The organism is Gilvibacter sp. (assembly GCF_013214815.1).
Classification (GTDB): Bacteria; Bacteroidota; Bacteroidia; order Flavobacteriales; family Flavobacteriaceae; genus Gilvibacter.
This window is the reverse complement of the sequence record NZ_JABSPU010000008.1, coordinates 21,742-34,711: the sequence shown is the minus strand read 5'-3', so window position 1 is coordinate 34,711 and position 12,970 is coordinate 21,742. Positions and strand designations below refer to the sequence as shown.

General features: G+C 43.7%; 14 protein-coding genes and 1 tRNA gene. 5 read left to right on the top strand and 10 right to left on the bottom strand.

Translation table 11 applies throughout. The annotated features are described in order from the left end of the window. Positions 1-53: 53 nt before the first annotated feature. The 5 genes from accB to pdxA form a co-directional block, all read right to left on the bottom strand. Positions 54-548: an acetyl-CoA carboxylase biotin carboxyl carrier protein gene (gene accB / locus HRT75_RS03110; protein ID WP_272830923.1), complete on the bottom strand. Its 495-nt coding sequence runs from the start codon at positions 546-548 to the stop codon at positions 54-56. Between the two features lie 35 nt (positions 549-583). After that, complete coding sequence (locus HRT75_RS03105; protein WP_291182578.1) at positions 584-1,579, bottom strand: beta-ketoacyl-ACP synthase III; 996 nt, start codon at positions 1,577-1,579, stop codon at positions 584-586. 182 nt (positions 1,580-1,761) lie between these two features. Continuing rightward, positions 1,762-1,959: a 50S ribosomal protein L32 gene (rpmF, locus tag HRT75_RS03100; protein ID WP_272830918.1), complete on the bottom strand. Its 198-nt coding sequence runs from the start codon at positions 1,957-1,959 to the stop codon at positions 1,762-1,764. 7 nt (positions 1,960-1,966) lie between these two features. After that, positions 1,967-2,506, bottom strand: coding sequence for a DUF177 domain-containing protein (locus HRT75_RS03095; RefSeq protein ID WP_291182575.1), 540 nt, complete (start codon positions 2,504-2,506; stop codon positions 1,967-1,969). 78 nt (positions 2,507-2,584) lie between these two features. Then, on the bottom strand, positions 2,585-3,646 hold the full coding sequence (gene pdxA / locus HRT75_RS03090; protein ID WP_291182573.1) for a 4-hydroxythreonine-4-phosphate dehydrogenase PdxA: 1,062 nt from the start codon (positions 3,644-3,646) through the stop codon (positions 2,585-2,587). Positions 3,647-3,737: 91 nt separating this feature from the next. Between pdxA and HRT75_RS03085 the strand changes: the two genes are divergently transcribed. Next, positions 3,738-4,328 (top strand): riboflavin synthase, encoded by a 591-nt coding sequence (locus HRT75_RS03085; protein ID WP_291182654.1) that lies wholly within the window; start codon positions 3,738-3,740, stop codon positions 4,326-4,328. 278 nt (positions 4,329-4,606) lie between these two features. Here the strand turns inward: HRT75_RS03085 and HRT75_RS03080 are convergent. Then, a tRNA-Ile gene (locus HRT75_RS03080) sits at positions 4,607-4,680 on the bottom strand. A gap of 52 nt (positions 4,681-4,732) precedes the next feature. Continuing rightward, entirely contained in the window at positions 4,733-5,134 is a 402-nt protein-coding gene (gene mce, locus HRT75_RS03075; RefSeq protein WP_291182571.1) for a methylmalonyl-CoA epimerase, read from the bottom strand. A 197-nt stretch (positions 5,135-5,331) separates the two neighbouring features. On the opposite strand from mce, the gene rbfA reads away from it, so the two are divergent. Next, positions 5,332-5,727: a 30S ribosome-binding factor RbfA gene (gene rbfA, locus HRT75_RS03070; RefSeq protein ID WP_291182568.1), complete on the top strand. Its 396-nt coding sequence runs from the start codon at positions 5,332-5,334 to the stop codon at positions 5,725-5,727. Position 5,728: 1 nt separating this feature from the next. Continuing rightward, complete coding sequence (locus HRT75_RS03065) at positions 5,729-6,934, top strand: ABC transporter permease (RefSeq protein ID WP_291182566.1); 1,206 nt, start codon at positions 5,729-5,731, stop codon at positions 6,932-6,934. Here HRT75_RS03065 and dusB read toward each other — a convergent pair. Continuing rightward, positions 6,931-7,923, bottom strand: a complete 993-nt coding sequence (dusB, locus tag HRT75_RS03060; RefSeq protein ID WP_291182564.1) for a tRNA dihydrouridine synthase DusB — start codon at positions 7,921-7,923, stop codon at positions 6,931-6,933. The two genes, HRT75_RS03065 and dusB, sit on opposite strands and share 4 nt — an antisense overlap. Positions 7,924-8,020: 97 nt before the next feature. On the opposite strand from dusB, the gene lepA reads away from it, so the two are divergent. After that, a complete protein-coding gene (gene lepA, locus HRT75_RS03055; protein ID WP_291182562.1) occupies positions 8,021-9,817 on the top strand; it encodes a translation elongation factor 4 in 1,797 nt (598 codons plus the stop codon). Here lepA and HRT75_RS03050 read toward each other — a convergent pair. Together HRT75_RS03050 and HRT75_RS03045 are read right to left on the bottom strand one after the other, a co-directional pair. Continuing rightward, positions 9,814-10,032 carry a hypothetical protein gene (locus HRT75_RS03050; protein WP_291182560.1) on the bottom strand — a complete coding sequence of 73 codons (219 nt, stop codon included), beginning with the start codon at positions 10,030-10,032 and terminating at the stop codon, positions 9,814-9,816. The genes lepA and HRT75_RS03050 overlap by 4 nt on opposite strands. A gap of 66 nt (positions 10,033-10,098) precedes the next feature. Continuing rightward, positions 10,099-11,949 (bottom strand): sodium:proton antiporter, encoded by a 1,851-nt coding sequence (locus tag HRT75_RS03045; RefSeq protein WP_291182558.1) that lies wholly within the window; start codon positions 11,947-11,949, stop codon positions 10,099-10,101. Between the two features lie 159 nt (positions 11,950-12,108). Between HRT75_RS03045 and HRT75_RS03040 the strand changes: the two genes are divergently transcribed. After that, a complete protein-coding gene (locus tag HRT75_RS03040; RefSeq protein ID WP_291182556.1) occupies positions 12,109-12,969 on the top strand; it encodes an MBL fold metallo-hydrolase in 861 nt (286 codons plus the stop codon). Position 12,970 lies beyond the last annotated feature (1 nt).

Sequence of the window (12,970 nt, the reverse complement as noted above, 5' to 3'; positions counted from 1 at the left end):
GTGATTTTTTGCATCAGTCCAGAGGGACTAACACACTATGTAATCCGATTTGACTATGATGGGTCGATTAAGAATAGTGGCTGATCAAACTCAACTGGAGAAGAATCCTCAACTAGGATCTTCACAATTTTACCAGACACTTCTGATTCGATCTCGTTAAACAACTTCATGGCTTCGATAACACAAAGCACATCGCCGTTTCCTATACTGTCTCCCACCTCAACAAACATAGGTTTGTCTGGTGCCGGACGGCGGTAGAAGGTTCCAATAATAGGAGATTTGATCGTAACGTATTTTGAATCGTCACTCGCAGGTGCAGCTTCTGCAGCAGGCGCAGCGGCTTCAGCAGCCGGAGCTGGTGCAGCGGCAACAGGTGCAGCGGCAACAGGAGCGGCAGCAGGGATCTGCTGAATGTAAGTGGCCTCAGGACCTTTGCTCTCCATCCCAGTGCGGATGGTGATCTTAAACTCGTCCGTCTCCAATTTTACCTCGTTTGCGCCAGACTTGGCTACAAACTTGATCAGATTCTGAATATCCTTAATTTCCATCGGATTTTGTTTTTTAGTTTATTAGGTTGTGGTTTTTATGAATCGTATGCCCAGGTTAAGTAAATAGATCCCCAGGTAAATCCGCCTCCAAAAGAAGCAAAGATCAATTTGTCTCCTTTTTTAAGCTGTTTTTCGTAATCGTATAGACAAAGCGGTAAGGTCGCCGAAGTGGTGTTCCCGTAACGCTCAATGTTCATCATCACCTTGTTGTCATCCAAGCCCATACGGCGGGCTGTTGCGTCAATGATGCGTTTGTTGGCCTGATGCGGAACCAACCAGGCAACATCATCGCCCGTCAGGTCATTGCGTTCTAAGATCTTCGCAGCTCCATCTGCCATATTGGATACGGCAAATTTGAACACGGTTTTTCCATCTTGGAACACATAGTGCTTTTTGGCATCTACAGTTTCATGAGATGCCGGAAGGATTGATCCGCCAGCGTCGATCTTCAAATGCTCACGGCCAATACCGTCGCTTCTCAGGACCTCATCTTGCAAGCCGTAGCCTTCTTCATTAGGCTCAAAAAGCACAGCGCCACCGCCATCACCAAAGATGATACAGGTGGCACGATCTTCATAATCAATGATTGAAGACATCTTGTCTGCCCCTATGAGCAGTACTTTTTTATAACGACCAGATTCGATATAGCGAGCTGCCGTAGACATCCCGTAAAGGAAACTTGAGCAAGCCGCAACTAAATCATATGAAAAAGCGTTTACGGCTCCTATCTGAGAGGCTACGTAAACGCCTGTTGCTGCTACCGGCATATCCGGAGTCGCTGTGGCCATAATGACCATGTCAATATCTTTTGGGTCGGTGCCGCTTTTCTCAAGGACATCCTGTGCGGCTTTGATAGCCATATAAGAAGTTCCCTTGTTGCTGTCCTTTAATAGGCGGCGTTCTTTGATTCCGGTACGGGTGGTAATCCATTCGTCGTTCGTATCAACCATAGTTTCCAGAATCTGGTTGGTCAGTACGTAATCTGGCAGGTAGCCCCCGACAGCGGTAATAGCTGCTGTGATCTTACTCATTTTACAGAATTCAGTACACAAAAAAAGGCATTATTGCCTTAAAAGGAAGTGAAAATAACGATTTTTAGACAAAAACAAGCCAAAATTGGCTCATTTATGACATTTTTGGCTTCTTGTAATAAAAAACTCTCGCGAATCAAAAACTTTGACCGCGAGAGTAATATTTTACAAAACAGGTACTACTATGCTTCTGCAGACTCGGTATCGTCAATAAGAACCTGTCCACGGTAGTATAGCTTTCCTTCGTGCCAGTGCGCTCTGTGATATAAGTGCGTCTCACCTGTAGTAGGATCAGTGGCCAATTGAGGTGCAGTAGCTTTATAGTGCGTTCTGCGCTTGTCTCTTCTGGTTTTAGAGATCTTTCTCTTAGGATGTGCCATTACTTATTTATTTATCCGTTAATAATTTCTTTAAATCGTCCCAACGCGGATCAGTTTGATCATCGTCAGTTTGTTCTGCCTGATTATTCAGGCTAAGTTCTTCTAACTTCTCTAAAGCTTCTGATTTTAAGGTCCCGTCCGCAACTCCAGGGTGAACCCTTTTTGCTGGAACAGCTAGCACAAGACTCTCATATATATATTGTGCTATTTCAACCTCATAACTGCCGTGCGGCAAAATCAAAAGATCTTCTTCTTCATCATTGTAGTCTTGTCCAAACTTAACTACCAGATCAAAATTGCCAGAAATAGGCTGATCATAGGGCTCATTGGTCAAGTCACAATTGATGTTGACGGTTCCGTCAAACTGAAAATGCAGGTCCAAAAGGGTGCTTTTCTTTTCCAGTTCTAGGTCAACTTTTACATCGGCCTTGTGAAACTCATCATACTGAAAGTGCTCAAAGAACGCGTTGTCTATCTGATAGTCAAACTGATGGGCGCCTATTTTAAGGCCCACAAACGGGATAGTATATGCTTTCAATTCCTTCACAATCAACTCGTTTACGATCCCGTCTCTATCAAAGACGGCTGCAAAGATAAAAAATAAATTAAAACGGACTACGAAGCCTTAGCGCTTTTTTGCCAAGACTTTACGGGCTCTTTTCTGCAAAGGATTAGCGCTCAAGTCTAAATATTCTTGTCGGGTCTTATAGATCTGAATAGCACTAAACACAGCTTCTTTAAAAGAGCTGTTATCGGCCTCACCTTTTCCGGCCTTATCATAAGCAGTTCCGTGGTCTGGTGAGGTGCGAATTTTATGAAGCCCCGCCGTATAGTTCACCCCCTGTCCAAAGGAAAGTGTTTTGAAAGGCACCAAGCCTTGGTCGTGATAGGCGGCAATGATGGCGTCAAAGTTCAAATGATTTTTGGTCCCAAAGAAGCTGTCTGCTGCATACGGGCCGTATACCAAGGTACCCTCTTCATTGAGTTTGGCCAAAGTTGGTCGAACCACCTCATCGTCTTCCTTCCCAATAACTCCGTTATCCCCAGTGTGTGGGTTGATCCCCAAAACGGCCACTTTTGGTGTAATGATCCCAAAGTCCTGTTTTAAGGTTTGGGTCACTGTTTTAATTTTTGTCTCAATGAGCTCTGGAGTAATGGCTTCGGAAACGTCTTTGACCGGTAAGTGATCGGTCAAAAGGCCAACACGCAAAGATTCACTGATCATAAACATCATGCTATTGCCTTCCAGTTCCTGGTTGAGATAATCTGTATGGCCAGGAAATTTAAAATCTTCTGCTTGAATGTTGTGCTTGTGGATAGGCGCAGTGACCAAAACGTCAATCTTGTCTTCTTTAAGTGCTCTTACTGCAGATTTAAAACTCTTGATGGCATAAGCTCCTGCTTCTGGGTGCTCTTCTCCAAATTGGACATTCACCCCTTCTTTCCAAACATTAAAGACGTTGATCTTCTTATGAGCAATCTGATCCAACCTGTGAATGCCGTGCAGATTCATCTGCAAACCAAAATGCTTTTTGTAAAAGGACATCAGCTTTACTGAAGCAAAGATCACGGGAGTGCAGAACTCCAACATGCGGGAATCCAAAAAGGTTTTAAGTATGATCTCTCCGCCAATTCCGTTGAGATCTCCTATGGAAATTCCTACTGTGATCTGTTCTTTTTTACTCAAAGCCTAAGGGTCTTAAACCGCCTTTAGTTCTGCAATAAAAGCTGGGCGATTATTCGTATTTTTGTACTACAAAGTTAACAACAATATTAAGATGTTTACAGGGATCATTGAAGAAGTAGCAGAAGTAGTAAAAATTGAGCGCGAAGGCGGAAATATCCACATCAGCATGCAAGCACAAATGACACCAGAGTTGCAGATCGATCAAAGTGTGGCGCATAACGGTGTTTGCCTTACGGTCGTTGCCATTGATGGCAATCAATACACAGTAACAGCTATTGATGAAACTCTTCAAAAATCCAATCTTGGAGAATTGGCTGTGGGTAGTGGTGTAAATTTAGAACGCGCCATGAAAATGGGCGCGCGTTTGGACGGTCACATTGTTCAAGGTCATGTAGATCAAACAGCGACCTGCATAGCATCAGAAACTTTGGACGGCTCTTGGACCTATAGATTCAGACATGATCTGATTCCAGGAAACCTAACGATAGAAAAAGGGTCAATTACTGTAAATGGTGTAAGTCTTACTGTAGTTGACAGTACGGATACCGAATTTAGTGTGGCAATCATTCCCTACACGCATGAGCACACAAATTTCCACGCGCTAAAAGCAGGCGATACGGTCAATTTAGAATTTGATGTTGTGGGAAAATACGTTCAGAAATTGCTAAGACAATCTAGCTAAGACGTTTTCTTCTGTAGGCAATAAAGATGCCTAGCGCGACTCCGAAAATAAGCAATACAAAACTTGATGCATCTATGGGAAGCCCCGGTGGCGGGGGGCCCGTAGGCGGTGGTGGACTCTGGGCAGCTATTGTTTGGGGCAACAGCAAACACAGTCCTAAGACTGTTATTTTTACGATTTGGGGTCGCATAATCGGGTTCTAATGTACTAATTTTTTTAAAATCGCAAAGGAAAAGCTTCTTTCCAAGCGAATTAGTAACAGTTATTTTACAATCTAGTGGACCCAGAAGGGCTCGAACCTTCGACCCCCTGATTATGAGTCAGGTGCTCTAACCAGCTGAGCTATGGGTCCTGAATTAGTGTGCAAATGTAAAATTAGTTCCTTGATCCGCAAACTATTTAATTCAATTTCTCTCCTGACACAACTCTACCAGAACGCCATTACTGGATTTTGGATGTAAAAACGCAATGATTTTGTTGTCAGCCCCTTGCTTAGGGGTTTCATTCAAAACGCGGAAGCCTTCTTTTTTAAGCCGATCGATCTCCGCTTCTATGTCATCTACAGCAAAAGCGATGTGATGGATCCCTTCTCCCCTTTTCTCAATAAACTTAGCAATCGGGCTTTCAGAATTGGTGGCGGCCAAAAGCTCGATTTTGGACGCTCCACACTGAAAAAATGAGGTGTCCACCCCTTCTGACTCTACTGATTCTACTTTATAATGAGGTTTACCCAAAAGTGCGGCATACACTTTGTTTGCAGATTCCAGATCCTTCACAGCAATTCCTATGTGTTCAATTTTTGTCATTTACTTTAAATTAAAAAATGAGCTTGTTTATACCTTTTGAATTTAAGCGAAAATTAGAATTTTTTAGGATTATAGAAGGCTTTTTTGAGTTGCATAGCAGCGCTACGGAACGATAAAAAGGCAAAGAGAATCCGAAAAAAGGCAATTTTTTAGCTCATGAAAGGGGTATAAACAAACTCATAAGCTACTTTTGCAGTATGAACGAAAGCAATCGGCAGAAAAAAATAGCAGGAATCCTGCAAAGCGATATCGCGAACTTGATCCAAAAGATGTTACGTGAGGCGGGTCAAACACAATTAGTAGTATCTGTTACTAAAGTGAATGTAACTGTTGATCTGTCTATTGCCAAGGTTTATCTGAGCATTTTTCCGGCCCAACATGCTAAGGGCATGATGGAAGAGATCAAAACCGTGGCTCCAAACATCAAACATCAGTTGGCACAACTTACCCGAGACCAATTGCGAAAAATGCCCGATCTGATCTTTTATCTGGACGATTCACTAGAGTATATTGAATCTATAGACAAAGCCCTTGAAGGGGAACACGACCCTGTTAAAAATCCGGACCTGCTGGGGAGAAGAAAAAAATCCTGAGTTGAACACGCCCTTCTACATTGCAAGGCGTTACCTCTGGAGCAAAAGCAACAACAACGCCATTAACAAGATCACGCGGATTGCCGCTGTGGGAGTTATTGTTGCAACTGCAGCTCTTTATATTGTGCTATCTGGCTTTGCTGGTTTACGTGATTTTTCTCTGAGTTTCACCAACGTATTTGATGCTGATCTAAAGGTTTATCCGCAGACAGGTAAAACGATCCGAACGGATGGTAACTTGAGACAAGCCATCTTACAGACCGATGGCGTCCTGGCCTTGACGCAAATAGTGGAAGAGCGCGTTTATCTCAACTTTAAAGGCAAGAATCATATTGCTACTATAAAAGGTGTGGATGATCGCTTTGAAGCCGTTGTACCTGTAGACAGCATGCTTTTTATCAATGATTGGTTTCGTAGCGGTGAGAATGAAGCCGTTATTGGGCTTACAACTTCTGTAAAATTATCTCTGGGAACCTATGACTACAGTGAACTTTTGGAGATCTATGCGCCTAAGCCCGGAACGGGTCAAATTTTAGATCCGCAACAAGCTTTTAGGAAAGAACGCGTAGTGGTCACCGGAGTCTACAATGTGAATGAAGACGTAGATGACACCTATATCTTTGCAGACATCAATTTAGCCAGAAGGCTATTGGATTATGATGAAAATACAGTTTCTGGCTTTGAGATCAAACTAGATCCTGGTGCCGATCCAGAAGCGGTTAAAATAGCCTTAGCGCAGCATTTTGGTAATCCGGTAGACATCAAAACACGCCTGCAACAAAACGATGCACTTTACAAAATGCTCAACACAGAGAATGTTGCAGTCTATTTGATTTTCACCCTAGTATTGATCATTGCCTTATTTAACGTGATTGGAGCCATCATTATGATGATCCTGGACAAGAAAGGGAACTTAAAGACCCTGCAAAATCTAGGGCTATTAGGATCTGAGATCAGGAAGATCTTCTATTATCAAGGCATACTGCTAACTGCCGTAAGTGGTGTAATTGGGCTTGCGTTAGGCTTTATAATTGTATGGTGTCAGTTGCAATTTGGCTGGGTTGCCATAACGGCCACACTCGCTTATCCTGTAAAGCCCACAGTCCTAAACGCGGTGGTAGTTTTAGCCACCATGTTAGTGCTAGGTGTTATCGCAGCAAATATTGCCTCCAGAAACGTAAATGAAAAGATGTTGTCTAAAATCTAGGCAAACTGGAAATCAGCAAAACGTTCTAAAACCTCATCAAAAGTTGCAAAGACATCAGCAGAATGATCGCTGGTCACCATTTTGGTGCGGTACTCTTTAAAATGAGGAATCCCTTTAAAGTAATTGGTATAATGACGGCGGGTTTCAAAAACTCCAAGCTTTTCACCCTTCCAGTCAATGGACATTTGTAAGTGACGTTTTGCAGCCTCTACACGCTCTTGTAGTGTTGGGGGAGCAAGGTGTTCACCCGTTTCAAAGTAATGCTTCACTTCCCTAAAGAACCAAGGATATCCAATACTTGCACGTCCAATCATAGCGCCGTCTAATCCGTAGTCATCACGCATCTCCACGGCACGTTCGGGAGAGTTCACATCTCCATTTCCAAAAACAGGAATGTGCATGCGCGGGTTATTCTTTACCTCTGCGATAGGGCGCCAGTCGGCATTACCCTTATACATCTGAGCTCGCGTTCTGCCGTGAATCGAAATGGCCTTACAGCCTACATCTTGCAGTCGCTCTGCAACCTCAACGATCTTAATGCTGTCGTGATCCCAACCCAAGCGGGTCTTTACCGTTACAGGCAAGTGCGTGCGCTCTACCATGGCCTTGGTGAGTTTCACCATCAGGTCAATGTCTTTCAAGATCCCAGCACCAGCACCTTTTGAGACCACCTTCTTTACCGGACACCCAAAATTGATGTCAATAATATCTGGCTTGGAAGCAGTAACGATATCCACAGACTGCAACATGGAGTCCATATTGGCTCCAAAGATCTGAATCCCTACAGGGCGTTCCTTTTCGTAGATATCCAATTTGATCACACTCTTAGCGGCATCGCGGATGAGTCCTTCTGAGGAAATAAACTCCGTGTACACCACGTCTGCGCCTTGTTCCTTGCACAGGGCGCGGAACGGCGGATCACTTACATCTTCCATCGGTGCGAGTAATAAAGGGAACTCGCCTACATCTATGTCTCCTATTTTAGCCATTGGCTGCAAAATTACGTAAAATCAGATTCTTACAAAATGCTACTAAAAGCCGCGCTTTTGCACTATCTTTGCGCAAAATCGCCCCAAAGGCAAGTATATGAAGCACTTTCGCAACTTTTGCATCATCGCGCATATCGACCACGGAAAATCTACCTTGGCCGACAGACTTTTGGAATACACGGGTTCGGTAACTGAACGTGAGAGTCAAAACCAACTCTTGGACAATATGGATCTCGAACGTGAACGCGGGATCACTATTAAAAGCCACGCGATTCAAATGGAGTATGTTTATGAAGGAGAGACCTATGTCCTCAACTTGATTGATACTCCGGGTCACGTTGATTTTAGTTATGAGGTTTCAAGATCTATTGCTGCCTGTGAAGGAGCACTATTGGTTGTTGATGCTGCTCAGAGCATTCAGGCGCAGACCATCTCTAACCTCTATTTGGCTTTGGAGAACGACTTAGAGATCATTCCTGTGCTTAACAAAGTTGATCTTCCGAGTGCGAATCCAGAGGAAGTGACTGATGACATTGTTGATCTTTTGGGTTGCGATGCTGAAGAAGTAATTCCTGCCAGTGCTAAAACAGGTATTGGAATTGAAGATATTTTAAACGCCATTATTGAGCGCATTCCTGCTCCTCAAGGTGATCCTGCAGCACCGCTGCAAGCGCTGATCTTTGATTCTGTTTACAATCCTTTCCGCGGAGTAGAGACCTACTTTCGAGTGATTGATGGCGAGATCCGCAAAGGGCAACAGATCAAATTCATGGCAACGGGCAAGACCTATTTTGCCGATGAAGTTGGAACCCTCAAGCTCAAACAAGCTCCGAAACAAAAAGTAGGCGCAGGGGATGTAGGTTACCTCATCACAGGGATCAAAGATGCTCGTGATGTAAAAGTGGGTGACACTATTACTGACGCAAAGGAGCCTACAACCAAAATGATCGAAGGTTTTGAAGATGTAAAACCGATGGTATTCGCTGGGATCTATCCCGTGGATACTGAAGATTATGAAGAACTGAGGAACTCTATGGAAAAGTTGCAGCTTAATGACGCTTCTTTGGTGTTCCAACCGGAGAGTTCTGCAGCCCTTGGTTTTGGATTCCGTTGTGGATTCCTAGGAATGCTGCACTTAGAGATCATCCAAGAGCGTTTGGAACGCGAATTCAATATGACCGTGATCACTACGGTACCTAACGTATCCTATCACGCCTACACCAACAAAGAACCGGATGAGGTCATTTTGGTGAATAACCCTTCTGATCTTCCGGAGCCGTCTACAATGAATCGTGTAGAAGAGCCCTTCATTAAGGCGAGTATAATTACCAAATCGGATTTTGTTGGACCGGTGATGAGCTTGTGTATTGAAAAGCGCGGACAGATCACCAATCAAAATTATTTGACGCCTGAGCGCGTAGAGCTTTCTTTTGATATGCCTTTGGCGGAAATTGTATTTGACTTCTACGATCGACTCAAAACGGTATCTAAAGGATACGCCTCCTTTGACTACGCACCTATTGGAATGCGCACTTCTAACTTGGTAAAAGTTGATGTGCTGCTCAACGGGAACACCGTAGACGCCCTTTCTGCACTCTTGCACAAGGACAATGCTTATGACATTGGGAAAAAGATGTGCGAGAAGCTTAAAGAGCTTATCCCGAGACAGCAGTTTGATATTCCAATTCAGGCGGCCATTGGAGCTAAGATCATTGCTCGTGAGACTGTAAAAGCGCTTAGAAAAGACGTTACAGCCAAATGTTATGGTGGTGATATCTCCCGTAAGAGAAAGCTTTTGGAGAAGCAGAAAAAAGGGAAGAAGCGTATGCGTCAGGTTGGTAATGTGGAGATCCCACAGGAAGCTTTCATGGCCGTTCTAAAACTCAACGACTAATTACAACTCGTACCTTGTTCCGTTAGATTGGAAAGGTATACGTCATAGTCGGTATCGGTATCTTCACCGTTGACCGAGGCATCACCATTGGCTTCACGACAGAGTGTAAAGGTTTGTGTTAACTCATTACTGCAGCTTACGCAAGAAACATCATCGTCTTTACAAGAAGTAAAACAAGCTAGAATAACAAGGCTTAGAACGACAACTCTTTTCATAAGGGATGGCTTTGTGAATGGGAACGTTAGAATTCCTGGTTTATTTTTTAAAACAGTCCTCGGGATTTAGCTAGGCACATTTTTCAACACACTTTCTACATCAATGGTCTTGCCCAGGTAAGCTAATTGAGAGCCTTCTACAACTTCCATTTGAGAAGGATTGGTAATAAAGCTCAGTTCACCACTAGGCGCTTTCAAGAACAGAGCCACCATGTCTTTGTGGTCAAGAATATAGTCCAACATGCGCTGAAAGACCACCTCGGAATCAATATCGATCTCTTGAATGGAAGGGTACTCATTCGCTACTCGAGTTAGGTCTGCATAGTCATGAGTGGTAGAGAGTACTTCATCCGGAGCGCTTCCGTTTTGTAAGCCCTTTTTGCGTTCCTCATCACTCATAAGGCGGAAGGATCCGTTCTCTCCTAGAGAGGCTCTGTATTTGGTCAAGGCGTATTTGTTGATCTCATCATTACCCGTCATGGCAATAAGAAAACCTACGTCATTGAATTCAATGTTGTCTGTCAGATCTCCTTCATAAATATTCGCATTCATGGAATCCAGACCGAGCTCACGTGCTAGACTGATATTACTCGCGTTGGTATCGATCAAAACTACATCGCGCTTGTTCTTTTTGAGATAGCTCCCAATGACTCGTGAGGGTTTGGAAGCCCCCACAATGATTATCGCTTCTGATGAGGTCAAAAACACCCCAACTAAACGGGCAAAAAGTCTGGCTGTTGCGGCATTGAGTAAAACCGTGGCCAATACTACCGCAAAAACCAAGGGCGTAATGTACTCTGCGCCTTTGACGCCTTGCTCCACCAATTTGGTTCCAAAAAGTGAGGCAATACCTGCGGCCACAATACCACGAGGCCCAACCCAAGAAATAAAGAGTTTCTCGTTGGTTTTTAAACTACTACCAATAGTGGATAGGAATACCCCTATCGGTCTGAGTACAAATACAATTACCGCTAAAAGCGCAGCAGTCTCCCAAGTGTATACCAGCAACAAGTCCTCCAAAGAAATGTTTGCCGCCAATAAAATGAACAGTATAGAGATCAAAAGTACGCTTAAAGACTCTTTAAAGTAAAGCAGTTCCTTGAGGTTGGGAAGGTCGCTATTTCCTAAGAACATCCCCATCACTACCACAGCCAAAAGGCCCGATTCATGAGCAAAAATGTCACTTTCTACAAAGATCAATAGCACTACAGAAAGTGCCACCACGTTTAGCAAGTAGTGTGGAATGAATTTCTTTTTAATGGCATAGTAGAGCGCATATCCGCCAGAAATACCAAAGGCAAATCCAATCAGGACAATCTTACCAAACTCTACCAAAGCTTGCTTGGTATAGCCCGCATCTCCTCCAACGCTTATAAACTCAAAGACCAATACGGCAACCAAAGCACCTATTGGATCGATCAAAATACCTTCCCACTTTAATACCGCAGAGACGTCTTTTTTCAGCGGAATATTTCTGAGAATAGGCGTGATTACCGTCGGCCCGGTAACGATGATCAAAGAAGAAAATAAAAAGCTGATGCGCCAGTCAAGACCAAAAATATAATGGGCGGCTAATCCCGCTCCGGCAAAGGTCACCACAGAGCCCAAACTGATCAACTTCCCGATCACAGGACCAATTTTAGAAACCTCTCCACGCTTCAAGGTCAAACCTCCTTCAAAGAGAATGATACCAATCGCTAGGGATACAAAATTGAACAAATGTTGGTTGGGAAAAAGCCCTTTGTCTCCATTAAAAATAGGCTGGATCCACTGGGTTCCATCCTCAGAGATCAAGGTGGAAATTGGACCCACGAACAAACCGATCAAAATCAGCGGTAAAATGGCAGGAATCTTAAATTTCCAGGCCACCCATTGGGCCAAAATTCCTAAAACAATTATCCCTGCTAATTCAATCATGTGCTGCGGTTTGGTTGTCTAAAAATAACAAGAATTGGCGGCAATGAACCAAATAGTGCTAAAATTGTTAAAATACTGCGTTAACAATCCCAAAAATCTGAGGCTTAATCGGGGAAGAGTCTTTGTCTTTTAGTAATTTGCGTAACTTTTGTTAAAGGAATGACCCTCTACCCTATTGAATCCGGAAATTTCAAATTAGACGGCGGAGCCATGTTCGGAGTGGTTCCCAAATCACTTTGGACACGAACCAATCCGGCGGATGCGAACAATATGATCGATATGGCAGCACGCTGCCTGCTCATAGAAGATGGCGATCGATTGATATTGATCGATACGGGAATGGGTAATAAGCAGTCCGAAAAATTCTTCGGCTACTATTACCTCTGGGGAGATTACAGTTTAGAAGGTTCTTTGGCAAAGCACGGATTTCATCCGGATGATATCACCGACGTCTTTATGACCCATTTGCATTTTGATCACTGCGGAGGTTCTGTGGTTTGGAATGCAGACAAAAGTGGATATCGTCCAGCGTTTAAAAACGCTAAATACTGGACCAACAAATCCCACTGGGAATGGGCTGTGAATCCCAATGCTCGTGAGAAGGCCTCTTTTTTGAAAGAAAACATCATGCCGCTAGAAGAAAGCGGACAATTGCATTTTGTGGATCCGCAAGGTTTGCCTTATACGGAATCAAGCGAGCTGGGCTTTGGAATACTTTTTGCCGATGGACACACGGAAAAACAAATGATCCCGCACATCAAATACAAAGGCAAGACCTTGGTTTTTATGGCAGATCTGCTCCCAACGGCGGGACATGTTCCGCTTCCTTATGTGATGGGATACGATACGCGCCCACTGTTGACCTTGGATGAAAAAGCTGCTTTTTTGGATCGGGCAGCGAACGAGGAATTGTACTTGTTTTTAGAACACGATCCACATCATGAAATTATCACGGTCAAGCACACCGAGAAAGGCGTGCGATTTGACCAAGCACATACATTTAACAACTTATTTAATTAAT